Origin of the sequence: Kitasatospora sp. NBC_00070 (assembly GCF_045041205.1) — a bacterium.
Classification (GTDB): domain Bacteria; phylum Actinomycetota; class Actinomycetes; order Streptomycetales; family Streptomycetaceae; genus Kitasatospora.
The window spans coordinates 1,510,901-1,530,724 of sequence record NZ_CP108247.1 but is presented as its reverse complement, the minus strand read 5'-3'; the positions used below and the strand labels follow the sequence as shown (position 1 = coordinate 1,530,724).

Below are 19,824 nucleotides of genomic sequence, written 5' to 3'. Positions count from 1 at the left end.
CACCGCCCAGCTTCGTCTCACGAGGAGAACCCCACCATGTCCGTCCCCGAAAGCCGTCCGGCCCCGGCGGGTACAGCCGCCGGGCGCACCTTCCCGCTCTGGCTGGTGATCGTCGCGTGCAGCCTGCCGATGTTCATGGTCGCGCTGGACAACCTGGTGGTCTCCACCGCGCTGCACACCCTGGCGGTCGACCTCAAGGCCGGCACCCAGGACCTCCAGTGGTTCGTCAACGCCTATGTGCTGAGCTTCGCCTGCCTGCTGCTGACCGGTGCCGCGCTCGGTGACCGGTTCGGGCACCGCAAGGTCTTCACGCTCGGCATCGCGCTGTTCACGCTGTCCTCGATCGGGTGCGGACTCGCCGACACCAGCGGCCAGTTGATCGCCGCCCGGGCGATCCAGGGCTTCGGTGCGGCGGCCGTCATGCCGCTCTCGCTGACCCTGCTGTCCAACGCGGTGCCGGAGAAGATGCGCAGCCTGGCGCTCGGCCTCTGGTCGGCCGTCAGCGGCCTGGCGATCGCGCTCGGCCCGGTGGTCGGCGGCGCGGTGGTGGAGGGGCTGGACTGGGAGTGGATCTTCTGGATCAACATCCCGGTCGGCATCGTGGCCGTCCCGCTGGTGCTCGTGGTGGTGAAGGAGAGCCGCGGCGAGCGGGCCCGGCTCGACCTGCTCGGCATGGTGCTGGCCACCGCCGGTCTGCTGGCGCTGGTCTGGGGCATCGTCAACGGCAGCGAGGACGGCTGGACCGACGGCCGGATCGTGGGCGCGTTCGGCGCGGCCGCCGTGCTGCTGGTGGCCTTCGTGGCCTGGGAGCGCCGGGTCGAGCACCCGTTGCTGCCGCTGCGGTTCTACCGGGTCAGGGCGTTCACGCTCACCAACATCGTCTCCGCCTCGATGTACTTCGGGGTCTTCGGCTCGATCTTCTTCCTGGCCCAGTACCTGCAGATCGCCCCGCCCCGCACCCCGCTGCACGCCGGTGTGCTGACGCTCTCCTGGACCCTGATGCCGATGGTGATCGCCCCGATCGCCGGTGCGATCACCGACCGGGTGGGCGGTGGGCGGCTGATGGCCCTCGGCCTGTTCCTGCAGGCGATCGGCCTGTCCTGGATCAACCTGGTGGCCTCCGCCGACACCCCGTACTCGCAGCTGGTCGGCGGGATGCTGGTGGCCGGGGCCGGTATGGGCTTCGCGATCGCGCCGACCGCGGCCGTGGTGCTCGGCGCGGTCGGCCCCGAGCACCGGGGCAAGGCCTCCGGTGCCAACACCACCGTGCGGGAGATCGGCGGGGCGCTCGGCATCGCGGTGCTCAGCAGCGTCTTCACCGCCCACGGCAGCATGGCCACCCCGGCCGCCTTCGCGGACGGCCTGCACCCGGCGGTCTGGGTCGGCGTGGCCGTGGTGGTGGCCGGTGGCCTGTGCGCGCTGGCCATCCCGCGCAACCCCCGGCCCGCCGCCGAGCCCGCCCCCGCGGTGGTCGACACCCCCACCCCGGTCGCGGTCTGACGGATCATCGGCGGGCCCGGGGCGCGAGGTGCGCCCCGGGCCCGCTCACTGCTGTTCCGGCGGCAGCTGGGGCAGTCCGGTGCCGAGGTCCAGCACCACCCGGTCACCGAGCGGCCGGGCCAGCCGGACCGTCACCGGGCTGAACCTGAGCACCGCCGCGCACGCCTCGGCGGTCGGCGGCAGCAGGTGCCCGATCAGCACCACCACCCGGTCGGTCTCGTACGCCTCCGCGCCGGTCACCCGGTCGCAGCCGCCCTGCGGGGGGCTGCCGGTGACGGTCAGTCCGTCGGGGGAGACCGAGCCCAGGCCGACGGAGCGGGCGCGCAGCTCGTCCGGTACCGGCCCACCCGGTGGGGACGGCTGCTGCGGGGCGACCGCCGGGTAGGCGAACGGCTCGGTGTACCCGGCGACGGTGAACTCCCAGACCGGTACGGTGGCCCGGCCCCGGCTGGTGGCCACCGGACGGGTGCCGGCCCGGACCTCGGTGACCTGGAGCCGCCTGCACCCCTGGTCGTGGCAGGACCTGCCGTCGACCAGCTGTCGGAACACCTGCTCCGGCGGGAGCAGCGGCAGGGCCAGCCGTCCGCCGTCCCGCCAGAACACCTCGGTGCCGGCCGGCGCCGGTGGCAGCGCCGCCGTCAGGTCCAACTGGCCGCCGAGATAGCCGAGTCTGTCGCCCTCGTCGTGGAAGGCGTTGGCGGGCAGCCACTGCTGCCGGGGGTCCAGCGGGTGGTACCCGGAGCGCCAGACCTGCTCGGCCGCCGACCCGGGCCAGGCGGCCGCAAGCTGCGCCGCGCGCTGCTGCCCGGTGCCCGCCGAGGACGCCGAGGACGCCGAGGGCAGCGGGGCCGGCGAGGACTCGGTGCCCTCGTCCGGTCGGATCGGGCCGCAGGCGGTGAGCAGCAGCGCCGCGAGGCCCAGCAGGACGGTCTTCTTCACTGTCGTCCCCCCGTACGGGAAAGCCGAATTGGCGGCACTGGGACGTCCGGTGCCGCCAATCGGTTCCGCTGCGGGGCGGAGGCTAGAACAGCGGGACCCCGGCCCGGACCAGGCGCCAGGTGCCGCCGCCGAACTCGGCCGGGTCGATGACACCCTTGGCCTTCACCCAGCTGATCATCGTGTTCCGGATCTCCTCCGAGTTGGACCACGCCACCGGGGCCTTGGCCACGTGCGGGAAGTTGCCGCCGCCGTTGGCCCGGTAGTTGTTCACCGCCAGCACGAACTGCGCGGCCGGGGCCACCGGGGCGCCCTCGAAGGTCAGGTTGGTGATCCGCGAGCCGACCGGCTGGGTCAGGTCGATGTCGTAGGAGACGCCGTAGATCGAGTCGTAGTTGTAGTCCGGGGTGTTCGCCTGGTTGGTCAGGGTGGCCAGGTCGACCGGGGCGCCGACCGCGAGCTGGGCGAAGTACTTGGCGGAGTACTCCAGGTAGTCCTTGACCTGGGCCCCGGTCAGCACCCGGGCCTCCAGGGTGTTCTCGTAGATGTACAGCCCGGCGGCGTCCCGCAGCTTGACGGTGCCGGCCGGGATCACCGCGGTGCGGTTGAACGGCGCGGCCTGGGCCAGCACCGGCAGCGCGGCGTACGAGGTGCCCGCCAGGGCGGCCTTCACGGTGTCCGCCTGCACCCGGCCGATCAGGTCGATGATCGGCACGTCCTTGAACGGGGCCTCGGCGATCGAGAGTTCGGCCTTGCAGGTGCCGATCACCTGGTTGACGTAGGCGACCGTCTTCTTGTGCTGCTTGTCGATCAGGCGGACGATCCCGGCGTCCTCCGGCACGGTGTTGGAGTTCAGCACCCGGGAGGTCACCCCGGTCACCGTCCACTCGCCCCGGGCGTACTCCACCTCGAAGTCGAAGCAGGTCAGCCGCTGGCCCCAGGCGAACGGCTCGGAGAGCACCACGGTCTTGCCGGTCTCCCGGTTCACCACCAGGCGCTGCGGGATCTCCTTGTGCGCGTGGCCGACCAGGATCGCGTCGATGCCGGGCACCGCGGCCGCCAGCTCGCCGGAGACGTTCTCGCCCCAGGGCAGCTGGTCGCCCCAGGAGCTGGGCTCGTCCACGCCGGAGTGGCAGGCCACCACGACCACGTCGGCACCGGCCGCGCGGAGCCGGGGCACGTACTTCTTCGCCTGCTCGACGATGCCCGGGAAGACCAGCTGGCCGGTCACGTTGGCCTTGTCCCAGATCGCGATGCCCGGGTTGGTCAGGCCGAGGATGCCGACCCGCAGCGGCCGGCCGCTGCCCAGGTGCATCTCCTTGATCACGTACGGCGGGAAGGCCGGGCGCTCGTTCTTGGCGTCCAGCGCGTTGGCGCCGAGCAGCGGGAAGTCCAGCTGGCGCTCGAAGGCGCGGAGCAGCGGGATGCCGTAGTTGAACTCGTGGTTGCCGAGCGCGGCGGCGTCGTAGTCCAGCGCGTTCATCACCGCGGCCATCGGGTGGACCGGTCCGCGCTTGCCGGTGATCGGCTCCACCCGGGCGTAGTAGTAAGCGAGTTGGGTGCCCTGGATGGTGTCACCGGCGTCGATCAGCAGGGTGCGGTGGCAGCCCTTCTCGGTCCGGACCTGCTTGACCAGGGTGGCGATCTTGGCCAGGCCGACGTCGTTGTGCGCCTTGTCGTCGTACTCGGCGTCGGTGAAGTAGTCCCAGTTGAGCACCCGGCCGTGCAGGTCGGTGGTGCCCATCACGGTGAACGTCTGCTTCTTCGGGGCCTTGCCGCGCTGCTCGGCGGGCGCGGCGGCGGCCGGGGCGGCCGTCAGCAGCGGCAGCCCGCCGGCCAGGGCGGCCCCGGCGGCGGTGACCGCCGAGCGGGCGACGAAGTCACGACGGTTCAAGGACATGGACGACTCCAACGTGGGGCGGACGGTCCGTCAGCAGGGGTGGTGACGCGCGTAGAAGTCTGCCCGCAAAAGTCCGCGCGGAACAGCCCCCGGCACGTTTCCAGCAGGTGAGAACCAGAAGTCCCGGACGTGACGACCTGCCCGGAGGCACGGCCTAGATGTAGCCCTCACGCAGGGCGTGGGCCACCGCGTGGGCCCGGTTGCGCAGGTTCAGACGGCTCGTCAGCCCGTGCAGCACGTTCTTCACGGTGCGCTCCGAGTAGGAGAGCTTGCCCGCGATCTCGCCGGTGTCCCAGCCCTCGGCCACCAGCCGCAGGATGTCCGACTCGCGCTCCGAGATGCCCGGCGGCGTGAATCCGGGCAGCCCCTGGACGCTCCGCTGCAACCGTCCCATCTGGGTGATCAGCCGTCCGAGCAGGTCGCCCGGCAGGTCGCCCTCGCCGCGCGCGGCCGCCAGCACCGCCTGCTCCAGCCGCTCCGCCGTGGCCTCCCGCCGCCGCAGGATCGCCGACACCCCGCACTCGACGGCCTCCAGCAGATCCGCCTCCCGGATCTGATCCACCACCAGCACCACCCGGTGCTCCTCCAGGTGCACCAGCCGACGCAGCGTCGCGGTCACCGCCCGGTCCACCGTCTCGGCCACCAGCACCGCCACCGAACCGGGACAGCCCTCACCGTTCTCGGCGATCTCCAGGCCGGCGCACCGCCGGAGCTGGCTGACCGCCCCGGCGTGCGAGATCGGGTCGGTCGCCTGGATCAGCACCCGGACCACGGCCGGCGCTCGGAGCGTTTCGGCGACGTACTCGATGGTCACGGCTTCCCCCTGCTGTTGTCTGTCCCCGGACAGGGGGAGAACGGTCGCACCCGGGCCCCACCCCGGCCCCATGCTCACCGCGCGCGGTGCGGCCCTACCATCGTGGTAGACCACGAGATCGGCCCGTGAGAGCAAGCTCACAGCGATCTGCCGACGGTCCGGGCAACCTGGCGGCCCGGTCGACCCGTGGCATTGAACGGGTGCGACCGGAGGGTGAAACACAGATGATCAGCAGTGCCGCCGGCGCGTGCGCGGGCCAGCACGGGTTCGGGCCTGAGTTGGTCGAGCGGCACTCCGTGCTGGACGAGGCGGCCCGGCTGGCGGACCAGGCCCGGCACGGCCGGGGCAGCCTGCTGCTGCTCACCGGCCCGACCGGGGTCGGCCGCAGCGCCCTGCTGAACGCCCTCGCCCGGTCCGAGGCGGCCCGCCCGATGACCGTCCTGCGCGCCAACTGCGCCGCCGACGAGGCGGGCCACCGGTACGCCGCCGCCCGCCAACTGGTCGGCGCGGGCAACGAGCTCGGCCCCGGACCGGACGGTGTCACCCCCTGGGAGCTGCTCCGCGAGCACGCCGTCCGGCGGCCCCTGCTGCTGCTGGTCGACGACGTCCAGTACGCCGACGCCCCCTCGCTGAGCTGGCTCCGCCAGCTCAGCCGACGGCTGGAGCGCCTCCCGGTGCTGGCCGTGGTGACGGAACGCCGCGAGCCGGGCCGAGCCGGCCGTACCCCCGGATTCGGCCAGGACCTCCCGGCCGACGCCGTCCACCCGTACCGGATCGGCCCGCTCACCCGCCGGGGCGTCGCCGAGCTGCTCGCCGCCCGGCTCGGCGGCCCCGCTCCCGAGGACCTGGTCGACGACTGCCTGCGCGCCACCGGCGGCACCCCGCTGCTGCTGCACGCCCTGCTGAACGCACTGCTCACCGACCTGAACGGGCCGGGACACCCGCTCGGCGACACCCCCGGCGGGGCGTTCCAGGACGCGGTCGGCCACTGGCTGCGCGCCGCCGGCGAACCCGTCACCGACGCCGCCCGGATGCTCGCCCAGCTGTCCGGCCACCGCACCGGCAGCGCCGACCTGCCCACCCTGGCGGGCGACAGCACCGGCCGGGTCGCCGACTGGCTGGTCGGCCTGCGCGCCCACGGCATGCTCCAGGACGGCAGCGCCGGACGGCTGGACGAGTTCGCCCACCCCTGGCTGCGCACCGCCGTGCTGGCCGACTGGAGCCAGGAGCGCCGGGTCGAGGTGCACCACCGGCTCGCCGTGCTGCTCTACGAGCGGGGCGAGCCCGAGGAGCTGATCGCCGATCAGCTGCTGCACACCGAGGTCGGCGGCACCGCGTGGGCCGCCGACGTCCTGATCGGCGCGGCCCGCACCGCCCAGCGCGCGGGCCGGACCGAGCGCGCCGTCCGGCTGCTCCGGCGGGCCCTGCGGGAACCGCTCACCGGCCACCGGCGCGGTACCGTCCTGGTCGAACTCGGCTGCCAGGAAGTCACCCTGGGCCCGCCCGAGTCGGTCACCGGCACCCGGCACCTGGCCGAGGCGGTCCGGCTGCACCAGTCCGACGAGACGGTGTTCGAGGCCGCCAACGCGCTCGGCTCGGCGCTGGCCGGGCGAGGTGAGACCGCCGCCGCCGTGGAGGTGATGGAGGACCTGGCCGAACGCTTCGCCGACCACCCCGAGCTGGCCCGGGCCGTGCACGCCGCGGCGGCCCTGATCGCCTCGCACGACGGCGTCAGCTGGCTCCAGGTGGTCGAGGGGCTGCGCCGGATCGAGTCCCGCACCCCCGGCGGCCTGGCCCCGGCCGCGCTCGGCATGCTGACCGAGTACGACGCCACCAGCGGACTGCTGTCCGCCGCCGAGACGGCGGTCCGGATCGAGCAGTTGACCACCCAGGCGCCGGACACCTTCTCCCGCAGCTACGTCAACGCCACCGCCGCCACCCTGGCGCAGTGGGCCGACCTGCTCCCGCTCGCCGACCGGCTGGTGGCCGACGGACTGGCTGCCCACCGCGGCACCCCCCTGCACCCCGCGTACCAGAGCCTGCTCAGCGTCCGGACCGAGAGCCGGCTGATGCGCGGCCAGTACGCCGTGCTGCTGGCCGAGTTGAACAGCACCGAGGACCACCGGGGGGTGCTCGCCCTGAACAACTCGCACCTGACCTCGCAGGCGGTGCTCGCCCTGCTGGAGACCGGCCGTCCCGCCGAGGCCCGCGAACTGGCCGACGCCGTCCTGGCGGAGACGCCCGAGGGCAGCGAGGGCTCCTGGGAGTGGAACGAACTGCGCTACGCCCGGGGCCTGCTCCGGCTGGCCACCGGTGAGCCCGCCGAGGCCCTGGTCGACCTGCTGGAGTGCGGTCGGCGGCAGAGCGAGCGCGGTGCCGACAGCCCGATCGTCACGCCCTGGCGGTCCGCCGCCGCCGACTGTCACCTGCTGCTCGGCCAGCCCGGTGCGGCCGCCGAACTCGCGGCGGAGGAGCTCAGGTTGGCCCAGGTCTGGGGCACTCCCCGGGTGGTCGGCCGGGCGCTGCGGGTGCTCGGCGCCAGCACCGGTGGCCGGCAGGGCCTGACCACGGCCCGCGAGGCGGTCGCGCTGCTGCGCGGGGACGGCCTGGAGGTCGAACTGATCCCCGCACTGCTCGGCCTCGGCCGGCTGCTGCTCTGCGGCGGCCGCCGGGCCGCCGCCCGGGACACCCTGCGGGAGGCGGTCACGCTGGCCGAACGGATCGGCGCCCGGCGGCTGGTGACGGTCGGCACCGGACTGCTGCTGGAGTCCGGCGCCCGCCCGGTCAAACAGGCGCACACCGGCGCCCAGGCCCTCACCGACAGCGAGCAGCGGGTCTGCCGGCTGGCCACCGAGGGCCACTCCAACCCCGAGATCGCCGAGCTGCTGCACCTGGCCCTGCGGACCGTGGAGACCCATCTGACCAACAGCTTCCGCAAGTTGGGCATCCGCCGGCGGGCCGAGATCGCCGCCCGGCTGGCCGAGGCCGACTGACCCGGCCGGGTCAGAGCAGCCCCGACATCCGGTCCAGCTCCGCCTTGAGCGCCGCCGTCGGGTCCACCCCGCCCGGCGCCAGGGCCTCCCAGCAGCGGGCCCGGACGTAGCCGTCCAGCGCCACCGGCAGCTCCCAGCGCACGATCCGCTCCACCCGGCCCGGATCGGCCGCCCCGAGGGCCACCAGCAACTGCTCCGCGCCCACCGAGCTGGGGAGCCCGATCGCGGCCACCCGCTCGGCCAGCCCGGTCAGTTCGACGCCCGGGCCGAGGGCGGCCGGCGGCGGGGAGGCGGACGGGGACGGCGGCACGACGATCGCCCCCGCCAGGTACATCGCCACGATCACGGCCGGCCCCCAGCCGCCGGTCAGCCCGGCCAGGGACAGCCCCACGCCGCCGGCACCCGCGGCGCACCCGACCAGGTTGCGCCGCGACTCCAGGTACCTCAGCACCCTACTGATAGCCACGGATCTCCTCGAACGCCCCGTCCAGGGAGCCCGTACCGTCGAACAGCTTGCCGCCGGTCAGCTCGGCGATGCCCTGCAACTGGGCCTTGGCCGCCTCGCCGAACTGGATCGGGAAGACCGGCACCGCGCGCTGACGCTCGGTCAACGTCCCGAACCAGCTGCGGAACTCGTCCTCCTTCATCCCCTCGTTGCTCTCCCCGTCGGTCATCAGCACGATCGAGGTGAACCGGTCGTCACCGGCCGCCGCCTGCTGCCGGGTGAGCAGCTCGTACGCCTCGCGCAGCGAGCTGTAGACCGCCGTGCCCTCGTTCGCCTGCATCGCCCGGACGTCCGACTCGATCCGGGCCAGCTCGGCGGCCGGTGCGCCGTCCGGCACGGTGTACGTCCGCTCCGACTTCACCTTCGAGGCGAACTCCACCAGGGTCACCTCCTCGCGCTCCCGGAACCGCCGCACCCCGCGCGGGTCCTGCAGACCGGTCAGCCGCGACATCGCGGTCTTCAGCGCCTCCAGCCGGGGGCCCTTCATCGACCCCGAGGTGTCCAACACGTACACCGTCCTGGACGGCCGGCGCAGGTCGTTCTGGTAGGCCGACAGCAGCCCGTCGGCCACCGCCCGGGTGCCCGGGAACGGCAGCTCGCGGCGCAGGTCGGTCGGCACCCCGGCGGCCGGGGCGACGTTCGGGGTCACCGGGCGGCGCAGGGTCGCCGCCGAGATCCGCTGCTGGGCGTCGGCCGTGGTCAGGTACCGGGCCAGCCGCTGGAAGGCGTCCTGGGCGGGCTGCCCGGCCGAGGCCAGCAGCGAGAGCGGGTAGTCCGCCGAGATCACCCCGTCCGTCGGCCGGACCACGGTCAGCCTGTCGGCCTCGGGCAGCGTCCGGTTCATCGAGAGCAGCACCGACTCGTAGTTCACCAGCGCCCCGACCTTGTTCTGGCCGGGCTTCCGATAGGCCTCGGCCAGCCAGCCGGAGGACCCCGAGGTGAGCCGCTGGCCGGTGAAGAACCGCTGGAGCGAGGGGGCCGCCTTGGTGACGTCGGCGTCGGTGAGGGCCGCGCCCGCCCCGGAGAACGCCGAGGCCAGCGCCACCAGGGCGGAGAAGCCGGAGTTGGACCGGGACGGGTCGGCCATCCCGTAGGAGAGCTTCCCGGCCACCGCCGCGTCCCCGAGCTGACCCCAGGTCACCTGGGAGCCGTCGCCCCAGCCCAGCTCGCTGAGCATGCCCGAGCGGATGCCGACCGCGACCGGGGTGGTCATCACCGGCGTCTCGGAGAGCAGCTTGCCCTTGGCCGCCGGGTCCAGCCGGAGGTAGCGGTTGGACGGGAACCAGACCGCGTCGTACTTGCCGTCCGCCTGCCCGGACGCGACGGTGTCGGCACCGTCCAGCGAACCGGTCCAGGTGAACTCCACACTGACCCCGGTGGCCTTCTTCGCCTCGGCCAGCACCGGGGCCATGTCCTGGAGTTCACTGCCCGCCAGCACCCGCAGCACGCCGTCCTTGGACGGGTTCGGGCCGGGCGGCGGGGTCGCCTCGCTGGTGCAGGCCGTCACGGCCAGGGCCAGGGTCAGCACGGCCGGGAGCATCCGTCGGAACACAGCAGTTCTCATCTCACTTGCCCTTCGCCGTCTCGACCAGCTTGGCCAGCACCGGGAAGGTCGCCACCGGGGCCTGCTTGACCCCGGCGGCGGCGAGCTCCTGGGCGAAGGTCGGTCCCGGGTGGCCCGCCAGCGCCTTGCCGAACGCGGCCTGGTCGGCCGTCGGACGGAAACCGTGCCTGGCCTCCAGCGCCCGGAGCTTCGGACTGTCCTTCAGCAGGTCGGCCACCCTGCGCCCGTCCGGGGTCAACCCGACGGCGGTGTGGTCACTCGAAACGGTGGTGTCCGGATAGAGCACCACCAGGTCATCCGTCGAAGTCCCGTGCGCCGTCAGGGCGGCCACCTGGGACTCGTACACCAGCACCAGCGCGTTGCCGACCCCGGACCGGAAGTCGCTGAACGGCCCGTCGCTGCTGGTCTTCTGCTCGCCCTGCTTCTCCGTCAGCCGCTTCAGCAGCGCCCCGACCGCGTTCACCCCCGCGTCGTCCGCCACCACCTGCTCGTGGTTCTCCAGGTAGGAGGCGGCGGCCAGGAACAGCGCCCCCGAGGAGGAGGTGCGCGGATCGGTGGTGGTCAGGTACATCTCCCCGGTCAACTCGGCGTTGCCGGCCGCGCCCTGGAACTCCGACCACTTGGCGCCCCGCTTGAAGGCCGCCAGGTACTCGCCCATCCGCAGCTTCCACGGGTTGTCGCCGGTCTGTTCGGCCAGGCCCTTCGCCGCCAGCACCTCCGCCACCTTGCGGTGCGCGATCACCACCAGCGGCGAGTAGAACGGCCGGACCAGTTCGGTGCTGATGCCGTGGTCGGCCGCGATCTTCTCGGCCGGTCCCCGGCTGGCCGGGAAGGCCAGGTCGACGTCCTTGAGGTCGGCGGTGACCATCGACCAGGAGCCGATGGTCTGCTGCCGGACGTCGAGCCCGTTGGCCCTGAACTCGGCGATGACCTCCGGGTCGTTGAAGAACCCGGCCTTCTCCGATCCGATCAGTACCCGGACCTGCTTCGGCTCGGCCGGGTCGTCGAGGTTCCGGACGACCACATAGCCCACCCCGCACAGCAGTACCACGGCCACCAGCACGCTGATGACTCTTCTCATCGCCAACCCTTCCCCCGTGAGCGGCAGTTCAGGACCTTGAGGGTCCCGCCCGGCCGGGAGCGGGGTGCGAAGCAGGGGTGAATCAGGGGTGAACAGCCCTTCACGGAACCGCATCGAAGTTCCCAACCCCGGCCGCACCCAAGTGAAGTCACGGCGTGTCACTTCGTTCACCCAATCGTTCAACAACCGCCATGGTGAAGTCGGCCGGAACGTCGAAGTTACGTCCCGGTAATGCCTAGGCTCGGTGCCATGCGCCGAGCAAAAATCGTCTGTACCCTCGGGCCCGCCGCCGACTCGTACGACCAGATCAAGGCACTGGTCGAGGCCGGCATGGACGTCGCCCGCTTCAATCTCAGCCACGGCTCCCAGCTCGAACACGAGGAGCGCTACCGCCGGGTCCGCAAGGCCTCGGACGAGACCGGCCGCAGTGTCGGCGTCCTGGTCGACCTACAAGGCCCGAAGATCCGACTCGACACCTTCGCCGAGGGGCCCGTACTCCTTGAACGCGGCGACGAGTTCACCATCTCGGTGGAGGACGGGGTGGTCGGAGACCGGGACATCTGCGGCACCACCTACCGCGGCCTGGCCAACGACGTGTCCCGGGGCGAACGCATCCTGGTCGACGACGGCCGGGTCTGCCTGGAGGTCACCCACGTCGACGGCCCCCGGGTGCACTGCATCGTCATCGAGGGCGGTCTGATCTCCGACCACAAGGGGCTCAACCTGCCCGGCGTCGCCGTCTCGGTGCCCGCGCTCAGCGACAAGGACGTCGCCGATCTGCGCTGGGCCCTGCGGACCGGTGCGGACGTCATCGCACTCTCCTTCGTCCGGAGCGGCAAGGACATCGAGGACGTGCACCGGATCATGGCCGAGGAGGGCCGGACGGTCCCGGTCATCGCCAAGATCGAGAAGCCGCAGGCGGTCGACAACCTGGAGTCCATCGTCGACGCCTTCGACGGCATCATGGTCGCCCGTGGTGACCTGGGCGTCGAGATGCCGCTGGAGCAGGTGCCGTTGGTGCAGAAGCGGGCCATCAAGCTGGCCAAGCGGAACGCCAAGCCGGTGATCGTCGCCACCCAGATGCTGGACTCGATGATCAACGCCTCCCGCCCGACCAGGGCCGAGGCGTCCGACGTCGCCAACGCGGTGCTGGACGGCACCGACGCGGTGATGCTCTCCGGCGAGACCTCGGTCGGCAAGTACCCGGTCGAGACGGTCAAGACGATGTCCCGGATCATCACCGCGGTCGAGGAGGACACCCTCGCGGCCGGCCTGCCCCCGCTCACCGAGCGGAACAAGCCCCGCACCCAGGGCGGCGCGGTGGCCCGGGCGGCGGCCGAGATCGGCGACTTCCTGAACGCCAAGTACCTGATCGCCTTCACCCAGTCCGGCGACACCGCCCGCCGGCTGTCCCGCTACCGCTCGCCGATCCCGGTGCTCGCCTTCACCTACGAGCCCGCCGTCCGCAGCCAGCTGTCGGTCACCTGGGGCGCCGAGACCTTCCTTGGCCCGTTCGCCCCCACCACCGACGAGATGGTCGCCCAGGTGGACGCCCAGCTGCTCTCCCTCGGCCGGTGCCAGAAGGGTGACATCGTGGTCATCACGGCCGGCTCCCCGCCCGGCCTGGCCGGCTCCACCAACCTGGTCCGGGTCCACCACGTGGGTGAACTCGACAACTGACGGCACGACGGCTGACGGTGCGGTGCCCGGCGGGGGCCGCACCGTCGGTGCGTGCGGGTTCGGTGCGCGCGGGGTTCGGCGCGGCCGGTTCGGGGTGGGACGGCGTGGGACAACCGTCGGGCCACCCGGAAGGGCGAAGATCGAGAAAAGGTCTGCGACCTTGGAAAGGAAGGAAAGTACCCCGGGTGGGATTCGAACCCACGCTGGATGGTGTTTGAGACCATTGCCTCTACCGCTGGGCTACCGGGGCGCCCGCAGAATCGAAGGCGAGCCCCGACCCTGTGCGACCAAACATACCGTGTCTGGGTAGGCTCGTGCATGCAGCACCCCGCCGGAACGAGGAGCCCCGTGAGCACCGCCGACGAGCAGGCCCAGCCGCTTGACACCGACTTGCCCCAGATCACCCGAATTGTCATCGCCGAGGACGAGACCCTGATCCGTCTCGACCTCAAGGAGATGCTCGAGGAGGAGGGCTACATCGTCGTCGGCGAGGCCGGTGACGGCGAGACGGCGGTGAAGCTGGTCGAGGAGCTCAGGCCCGACCTGGCGATCCTGGACGTGAAGATGCCGGTCCTGGACGGGCTGTCGGCCGCCGAGCGGATCCACGAGGCGCACCTCGCCCCCGTCCTGATGCTGACCGCGTTCTCCCAGCGCGAGCTGGTCGACCGGGCCCGGGACGCCGGCGCGATGGCGTACATCGTGAAGCCGTTCAGCAAGAGCGACCTGGTGCCGGCGATCGAGATGGCCGTCTCGCGCTACACCGAGATGCGCACGCTGGAGGAGGAGATCGCCGACCTCACCCAGCGCCTGGAGACCCGCAAGCTGGTCGACCGCGCGAAGAGCGTGCTGCAGACCAAGTTCGGGCTGACCGAGCCCGCGGCCTTCCGCTGGATCCAGAAGACCTCGATGGACCGTCGGATGACCATGGCCGCCGTCGCGGAGGCCGTGATCGAGGAGGGCGTCGCCCAGGACAAGAAGAAGGCCGAGCCCGCCGAGCCCACCGAGGGCTGAGCGGGCGGCACGAAGGGCCCGGCCGAGGCGGCCGGGCCCTTCGCGTTGACGGTGGGTCAGTCCTCGCCGAGGTAGGCCTTGCGGACCGAGTCGTTGCCGAGCAGGTCGCGGCCGGTGCCGGTGAGCACGATCCGGCCGGTCTCCATCACGTAGCCCTGGTCGGAGAGCGAGAGCGCCGCCTGGGCGTTCTGCTCGACCAGCAGGATGGTGGTGCCGGACGCCTTGAGCTCGACGATGGTCGCCATGATCTTCTGCATCATCAGCGGGGAGAGGCCCATCGAGGGCTCGTCCAGCATCAGCAGCTTCGGACGGGACATCAGGGCCCGTCCCATCGCGAGCATCTGCTGCTCGCCGCCGGAGAGGGTGCCGGCCGCCTGCTTCCGACGCTCGCCGAGGATCGGGAAGAGCGTGTAGGCCCGCTCGACGTCCTCGGTGATGCCGGCGGCGTCCTTCCGGAGGAAGGCGCCGAGGAGGAGGTTCTCCTCGATCGTCATCCGGGGGAAGATGTGCCGGCCCTCGGGGGAGTGCGCCAGGCCGAGCGAGACGATCTTGTGGGCGGGCACCGTGCCGAGCGGCCTGCCGTCGAAGGTCACCTTGCCGCCGGTCGGCTTGAGCAGACCGGAGAGGGTGCGCAGGGTGGTGGTCTTGCCCGCCCCGTTGGTGCCGATCAGGGTGGTCACCTCACCCTGGTTGACGGTGAAGCTGATGCCCTTGACGGCCTCGATCTTGCCGTAGGCGACGCGGAGGTCCTCGACCTCAAGCAGCGCGGTCATGTGGCGTCCTCCGCCTGCTCGTCGGTGCTGGTCGCGGTCTCCAGCGGCGCACCGAGGTACGCCGTGATGACCCGCTCGTCGTTCTGGACGGTCTCCTTGTCGCCCTCGACGATCTTCTGGCCCTGGACCAGGACGGCCGTCCGGTCGCACAGGTTGAAGATGAACTTCATGTCGTGCTCGATCACCAGGATCGCGATGCCCAGGTCGCGGATGGCGAACACCAACTGCTCGGCGGCGTTGGTCTCCTGGGGGTTCATCCCGGCGGTCGGCTCGTCCAGCAGCAGCAGACCGGGGTCGCTGGCGAGCGCCCGGGCGATCTCCAGCTTGCGCTGCTCGCCGTACGGGAGGTTCCGGGCCAGGTGCTCGGCCTTGCTCGCCAGACCGGTGAACTCCAGGAGTTCCATGGCCCGCTGGCGGCTGGCCGCCTCGGCCCGGTGGAAGCCGGGGCCGCGCAGGATGGCCGAGAACAGGCCCTCCTTGGTCCGGGTGTGCCGGCCGACCAGGACGTTCTCCAGCACGGTCATGTTGCCGAACAGCCGGATGTTCTGGAAGGTCCGGGCGATGCCGGCCTGGGTGACCAGGTGCGGCTTGGGCGGCAGCACCGTGCCCCGGTAGCTGACGCTGCCCTCGGTCGGGACGTACAGCCCGGTCAGGCAGTTGAAGAAGGTGGTCTTGCCGGCCCCGTTGGGACCGATCAGGCCGACGATCTCCCCGGCGTTGACGGTCAGTGAGACGTCGTTGACGGCGGTGAGTCCGCCGAACCGCATGGTGACGCCCCGGACGTCCAGCAGGGCGGCACCGACGGTGGTGGCCGGGGCGGTGGAGGTGGTCATCTGGGTGTTCACGCCCCCGTCTTGGTGAGTGCGGGCTCGCTGGGCGGCGAGGCCTGGGCGGGGATGTCCGCCTCGTGGTATTCCAACTGGGCGCGCCGGTTGGCGATCATGCCCTCGGGGCGGACCCGCATCAGGATGATCAGCGTGATGCCGAACGCCAACAGCTGGTAGTTGGAGAGGAATTCGAGCTTCTTCGGGACCAGGAAGAGCAGCGTCGCGCCGACCAGCGGCCCGCTGATGGTGCCCATGCCGCCAAGGATGACGGCGGCCAGCAGGAAGGCCGAGTTCGGCGGCAGCGCCTCGGCGAAGGTGTACTGGTCGGGAGTGACGGTGTAGCTGACGTGGGCCTGGACCGTACCGGCCAGGCCGGCCAGGCAGGCGCCGAGCGCGAACGCGAGCAGCTTGAGGCGGAAGCCGTTGATGCCCATCGCCTCGGCTGCGGTCTCGTCCTCGCGGATGGCGACCCAGGCGCGGCCGATCCGGGAGTCGCCGACCCGGGCGAAGACCAGGACGACGAACGCGGTGACGATCAGCATCAGCAGGTAGTAGTTGGAGAAGCGGCCGAGTTCGACGCCGGCGATGGTGTGCTTCTGGCCGAGGTTGAAGCCGAGGATCTCCAGGTCCGGGATCCGCGGGATGCCGTTGGAGCCGTTGGTGATCTTCGGCCCGGTGGTCCCGTTGAGGTTGTTCATGGTGATCCGGAAGATCTCGCCGAAGCCCAGGGTGACGATGGCGAGGTAGTCGCCGCGCAGCCGCAGGGTGGGGGCGCCGATCAGTACGCCGAAGATCATCGAGGCCGCCGCGCCGGTCAGCATGGCCGCCCAGAACGGGAACTGGACGTGGATCGGGGACGCGGGGGAGCCGGAGACCAGGGCGGCGGCGTACGCGCCGACGCCGAGGAAGGCGACGTACCCGAGGTCGAGCAGACCGGCCAGGCCGACCACGATGTTCAGGCCCAGGGCGACGGTGGCGAAGATCAGGATGTTCGCCGCGACCGAGGTGTACTGGTCGCTGGTCTGGGTGAACGGGAAGCCGGCGGCGGCCGCGAAGGCGGCACCGGTGGCGACCGGGCGGTGCTTGATCGTCAGGGCCCGCAGCCGGGGCAGCAGCCCCGACTTGGTGAGGGCGGCGATGACGAACCCGGCCAGGATCAGGTACCCGGCGAACAGCTCGCCGTACTCGGTGTCGATGCCGAAGGTGATCGCGAACAGGCCGAGCGCGAAGGCCACGACGATGAGCAGGACCTCGACCGTGGAGGGCAGCTGACGGGGCTTCGGCAGCGGCCGGTCGGACTTGGCGAGCCGCAGGCCCCAGCTGGTGCCCTTGGGGTGGCGGTCGACCGGCAGGCCGAGCGCGCCGACCAGGGCGATCAGGGAGGCGACGCCGGCGACCCAGCCGCCGGCCTCGAGGTTGGCCAGGCCGTTGAGGTCGACGGCGATCGCGATCAGGGTGAACCAGGTGATCGCGGCGCCGCCGAGGGCGGCGTACAGCAGACCGTTGTCGCTGCCGCTCGGGCTGGTCCAGCGCAGGCCGGGGATGCCGTAGGAGGCGAGGGCGAGCACCAGCGTCAGCAGGCCGGCCGTGAGGGTGAGCCACTGGAGGCCGCCCGGGTAGCCGGTGACGGTGAGGTCGCCGGGGAAGTCGGCGGTCCAGGTCCAGGCCAGGAAGGCCGAGGCCGCGGTGGCCAGCGCGCCGCCGGCGGTGATGGCCCGGGCGGCGCCGAGCGGGAGGGGGATGACCGGGGTGGTCTCGGTGCTCATGGTGGTCACGCCCTGTCCGCGACGCGCTCGCCGAGCAGGCCTTGTGGCCGGACGAGCAGTACGACGATGAGGAGTACGAAGGCCCAGACGTCCTTCCAGGCGGCGCCGCCGAAGAGGTCCATGCCGGGGACGTGCTGGATGTAGGCGGTGGCGAGCCCTTCGGTGAGGCCGAGGGCGAGGCCGCCGAGCATCGCGCCGTAGATGTTGCCGATGCCGCCGAGGACGGCGGCGGTGAACGCCTTGAGGCCGAGCAGGATGCCCATCCGGGAGTCGACCTGGCCGGTGCGCAGGCCGTAGGCGACGGCGGCGACGGCGGCGAACGCGGCACCGATGGCGAAGGCCATCACGATGATGCGGTCGGTGTCGATGCCCATCAGCTTGGCGGTGTCCGGGTCCTGGCTGGTGGCCTGCATGGCCCGGCCGGAGCGGGTCTTGGCGACGAACCAGCCGAGGAGGAGCATGCAGAGCGGGGCCGCGACGAGCAGGAATATGTCGCTGCGCTGGATGGTGACGCTGCCCAGTTCGAAGGGGTCACCGGGGATCTTCGGGAAGACCCGGGCCTTCTTGGCGTCCGGGTAGAAGGAGAAGACCAGCTGCTGCAGGACGATCGAGAGGCCGATGGCGGTGATCAGCGGGGCGAGCCGGGGGGCTCCCCGCAGCGGCCGGTAGGCGAACCGCTCGGCGCCGACGGCGACCAGGGTGGAGACCAGGATGCCGGCCAGCAGCATGAGGGGGATGGCGATCCACAGGCTGGTGCCACCGGGCAGGGCGAGGAAGGCGGTGAGGGCTCCGAAGCCGCCGACCATGAAGATCTCGCCGTGGGCGAAGTTGATGAGCTGGACGATGCCGTAGACCATCGTGTAGCCGATCGCGACGAGCCCGTAGAGGGCTCCCAGGATCAGGCCGTTGGCCAGCTGCTGCGGTAGTTCGTGCACCGCTCGGCCTCCGTAGTGCGCGCGTGGTACGCGTGTGGGGTGGATGTGGGTGCGCGGGGGCGCTCGTGGCGCCCCCGCGCGGGTGGTTCAGGAGTTGACGGCTGCTCGGCCGGTTGCCCGGCCGGTCAGATTCAGCCGCTGAAGGTGCCGGACTTCTCCACGGCCCACTTGGCGTCCTTGACGGCGTAGACGGTGAGCTGCTTGTTGGTGGTGTCGCCGTACTCGTCGAACGAGACCTTGCCGGTCACACCCTCGAACGAGGTGGCCTGGACGGCCGCGACGACCTTCGCCCGGGCGTCCGCGGGGAGCTTGCCGTTGTTGGCGGCGACGACGGCCTTGACACCCTGGATGAGGGCCCAGGCGCTGTCGTAGGAGTAGCCGCCGTAGGTCTCGTAGGCGTCCTTGTAGGCGGCGGCCTTGTAGTCCGCGATGAACTTCGCGGCGGAGGGCAGCTGCTCGACCGGGAGGCCGACCGCGGTGGCCAGGTCGCCCTGGCTCTTCGGGTTGAGCTTGATGAAGTCACCGCTCTGGATGCCGTCGCCGCCCATCAGCGGGATGTTGACGCCACCCTCCTTGAGCTGGAGCGAGAGCGGACCCGCGGCCGGGTACTCGCCGCCGTAGTAGATCGCCTCGGCGCCGGAGGACTTGACCTTGGTGACGATCGCGTTGAAGTCGCGGTCGTCCGGGTTGACGTGCTCCTCGCCGACGACGGTGCCGCCGAGCTTGGTGAACTCGCCCTTGAAGGTACCGGCGAGACCGGCGCCGTAGGTCTTCTGGTCGTCGATCAGGAAGACCTTCTTCTTCTTCGCCTCGTTCACCAGGTACTGGGCCGCGAACGGGCCCTGCACGGCGTCGGTGGTGGAGGTGCGGAAGTAGGACTTGAACGGGCGGGCCTTCTTGCCGGCGGCCCAGCCCTCGCCCTGGCTCAGCGCGACACCGGTGTTGGCGGGGGAGATCAGCGCCAGGTTGGCGTCGTTGAAGATCTGCTGCATCGACTGGGCGACGCTGGAGTTGAGCGGGCCGACCACGCCGATGATGCTCTTGTCGGCGACCAGGTTGGTGGCGTTCTGCTGGCCGGGGCCCGGCTTGCCGGTGTCGTCCAGGGCCTTGATCTCGAACTTGACGCCCGGGACCTCGTTCTTGGCGTTGGCCTGCTTGACGGCCAGGTCCACCGAGTTCTTGATGCCGAGGCCGAGGGCCGAGAGGTCACCGGTGAGCGGGGCGTCGACGCCGATGGTCACGGTGGTGCTGGTACCGGCCGCACCGTCTTCGGCCTTCTTCTCACCGCGCGAGCCGCAGGCGGAGAGGGAGAGCGCGCCGACGACTGCGATGCTCACGACAAGCAGTGAACGATTACGCACGAGGGGTCCCTTTCTGAGGAAAACACCAGGCCGGAGTAGGCGGGGTGCCGGGTCGCGCGCTCGGGCCAGGCCCGATCCGTTGGCGCGGTGACTGGCCGTGACTCTAGAACGTGTTTGGCGCCTCGGGCAGGGGTGCGGGCATGCTGTGATTCTCTTGTTATGAGGCATGCCGACGTAA

At 71.6% G+C, this 19,824-nt stretch carries 15 protein-coding genes and 1 tRNA gene; 4 read left to right on the top strand and 12 right to left on the bottom strand.

Annotated features, from left to right (window positions below):
• The first annotated feature begins 36 nt into the window (after positions 1-36).
• The gene (locus OHV05_RS07210) at positions 37-1,500 is read left to right on the top strand and encodes a DHA2 family efflux MFS transporter permease subunit (protein ID WP_405016903.1); all 1,464 of its coding nucleotides are present in this window, start codon (positions 37-39) and stop codon (positions 1,498-1,500) included.
• Positions 1,501-1,545: 45 nt separating this feature from the next.
• On the opposite strand, the gene OHV05_RS07205 is transcribed toward OHV05_RS07210, so the two are convergent.
• From OHV05_RS07205 to OHV05_RS07195, 3 genes are all read right to left on the bottom strand, one after another.
• Positions 1,546-2,439 (bottom strand): hypothetical protein, encoded by an 894-nt coding sequence (locus tag OHV05_RS07205; RefSeq protein WP_405016902.1) that lies wholly within the window; start codon positions 2,437-2,439, stop codon positions 1,546-1,548.
• Between the two features lie 82 nt (positions 2,440-2,521).
• Complete coding sequence (locus OHV05_RS07200; RefSeq protein WP_331730216.1) at positions 2,522-4,336, bottom strand: 5'-nucleotidase C-terminal domain-containing protein; 1,815 nt, start codon at positions 4,334-4,336, stop codon at positions 2,522-2,524.
• Between the two features lie 154 nt (positions 4,337-4,490).
• On the bottom strand, positions 4,491-5,150 hold the full coding sequence (locus tag OHV05_RS07195) for a LuxR family transcriptional regulator (RefSeq protein WP_403041865.1): 660 nt from the start codon (positions 5,148-5,150) through the stop codon (positions 4,491-4,493).
• Between the two features lie 224 nt (positions 5,151-5,374).
• Here OHV05_RS07195 and OHV05_RS07190 point away from each other — a divergent pair, with 224 nt between their 5' ends.
• Positions 5,375-8,143, top strand: coding sequence for an AAA family ATPase (locus tag OHV05_RS07190; RefSeq protein WP_405016901.1), 2,769 nt, complete (start codon positions 5,375-5,377; stop codon positions 8,141-8,143).
• Between the two features lie 10 nt (positions 8,144-8,153).
• Here the strand turns inward: OHV05_RS07190 and OHV05_RS07185 are convergent, their stop codons facing one another.
• The 3 genes from OHV05_RS07185 to OHV05_RS07175 are packed head-to-tail and all read right to left on the bottom strand — an operon-like array spanning position 8,154 to position 11,293.
• Complete coding sequence (locus OHV05_RS07185) at positions 8,154-8,609, bottom strand: hypothetical protein (protein ID WP_405016900.1); 456 nt, start codon at positions 8,607-8,609, stop codon at positions 8,154-8,156.
• Complete coding sequence (locus tag OHV05_RS07180) at positions 8,596-10,212, bottom strand: extracellular solute-binding protein (protein WP_405016899.1); 1,617 nt, start codon at positions 10,210-10,212, stop codon at positions 8,596-8,598. The genes OHV05_RS07185 and OHV05_RS07180 overlap by 14 nt, the downstream gene beginning before the upstream one ends.
• A 1-nt stretch (position 10,213) precedes the next feature.
• Positions 10,214-11,293: a hypothetical protein gene (locus OHV05_RS07175; RefSeq protein ID WP_405016898.1), complete on the bottom strand. Its 1,080-nt coding sequence runs from the start codon at positions 11,291-11,293 to the stop codon at positions 10,214-10,216.
• Positions 11,294-11,542: 249 nt separating this feature from the next.
• Here OHV05_RS07175 and pyk point away from each other — a divergent pair, with 249 nt between their 5' ends.
• Positions 11,543-12,973: a pyruvate kinase gene (pyk, locus tag OHV05_RS07170; protein ID WP_405016897.1), complete on the top strand. Its 1,431-nt coding sequence runs from the start codon at positions 11,543-11,545 to the stop codon at positions 12,971-12,973.
• A gap of 177 nt (positions 12,974-13,150) precedes the next feature.
• Here pyk and OHV05_RS07165 read toward each other — a convergent pair.
• Positions 13,151-13,223 (bottom strand) — tRNA-Leu (locus tag OHV05_RS07165).
• 98 nt (positions 13,224-13,321) lie between these two features.
• Here OHV05_RS07165 and OHV05_RS07160 point away from each other — a divergent pair.
• On the top strand, positions 13,322-13,984 hold the full coding sequence (locus tag OHV05_RS07160; RefSeq protein ID WP_405016896.1) for an ANTAR domain-containing response regulator: 663 nt from the start codon (positions 13,322-13,324) through the stop codon (positions 13,982-13,984).
• A gap of 56 nt (positions 13,985-14,040) precedes the next feature.
• On the opposite strand, the gene OHV05_RS07155 is transcribed toward OHV05_RS07160, so the two are convergent.
• The 5 genes from OHV05_RS07155 to OHV05_RS07135 all read right to left on the bottom strand — a co-directional run bounded on the left by OHV05_RS07155 (position 14,041) and on the right by OHV05_RS07135 (position 19,646).
• Positions 14,041-14,757 (bottom strand): ABC transporter ATP-binding protein, encoded by a 717-nt coding sequence (locus OHV05_RS07155; RefSeq protein WP_405016895.1) that lies wholly within the window; start codon positions 14,755-14,757, stop codon positions 14,041-14,043.
• Positions 14,754-15,590 carry an ABC transporter ATP-binding protein gene (locus OHV05_RS07150; RefSeq protein ID WP_405021405.1) on the bottom strand — a complete coding sequence of 279 codons (837 nt, stop codon included), beginning with the start codon at positions 15,588-15,590 and terminating at the stop codon, positions 14,754-14,756. The genes OHV05_RS07155 and OHV05_RS07150 overlap by 4 nt, the downstream gene beginning before the upstream one ends.
• An 8-nt stretch (positions 15,591-15,598) precedes the next feature.
• Positions 15,599-17,350, bottom strand: a complete 1,752-nt coding sequence (locus OHV05_RS07145) for a branched-chain amino acid ABC transporter permease (RefSeq protein WP_405016894.1) — start codon at positions 17,348-17,350, stop codon at positions 15,599-15,601.
• Between the two features lie 5 nt (positions 17,351-17,355).
• Complete coding sequence (locus tag OHV05_RS07140; RefSeq protein ID WP_405016893.1) at positions 17,356-18,285, bottom strand: branched-chain amino acid ABC transporter permease; 930 nt, start codon at positions 18,283-18,285, stop codon at positions 17,356-17,358.
• Between the two features lie 131 nt (positions 18,286-18,416).
• The gene (locus OHV05_RS07135; protein ID WP_405016892.1) at positions 18,417-19,646 is read right to left on the bottom strand and encodes a branched-chain amino acid ABC transporter substrate-binding protein; all 1,230 of its coding nucleotides are present in this window, start codon (positions 19,644-19,646) and stop codon (positions 18,417-18,419) included.
• Positions 19,647-19,824 lie beyond the last annotated feature (178 nt).

Coding starts and splice junctions, on each gene's coding strand:
- pyk (WP_405016897.1), top strand. CDS start 11,543: ATGCGCCGAGCAAAAATCGTCTGTACCCTCGGGCCCGCCGCCGACTCG.
- OHV05_RS07175 (WP_405016898.1), bottom strand. CDS start 11,293: ATGAGAAGAGTCATCAGCGTGCTGGTGGCCGTGGTACTGCTGTGCGGG.
- OHV05_RS07155 (WP_405016895.1), bottom strand. CDS start 14,757: ATGACCGCGCTGCTTGAGGTCGAGGACCTCCGCGTCGCCTACGGCAAG.
- OHV05_RS07150 (WP_405021405.1), bottom strand. CDS start 15,590: ATGACCACCTCCACCGCCCCGGCCACCACCGTCGGTGCCGCCCTGCTG.
- OHV05_RS07200 (WP_331730216.1), bottom strand. CDS start 4,336: ATGTCCTTGAACCGTCGTGACTTCGTCGCCCGCTCGGCGGTCACCGCC.
- OHV05_RS07145 (WP_405016894.1), bottom strand. CDS start 17,350: ATGAGCACCGAGACCACCCCGGTCATCCCCCTCCCGCTCGGCGCCGCC.
- OHV05_RS07180 (WP_405016899.1), bottom strand. CDS start 10,212: ATGAGAACTGCTGTGTTCCGACGGATGCTCCCGGCCGTGCTGACCCTG.
- OHV05_RS07190 (WP_405016901.1), top strand. CDS start 5,375: ATGATCAGCAGTGCCGCCGGCGCGTGCGCGGGCCAGCACGGGTTCGGG.
- OHV05_RS07210 (WP_405016903.1), top strand. CDS start 37: ATGTCCGTCCCCGAAAGCCGTCCGGCCCCGGCGGGTACAGCCGCCGGG.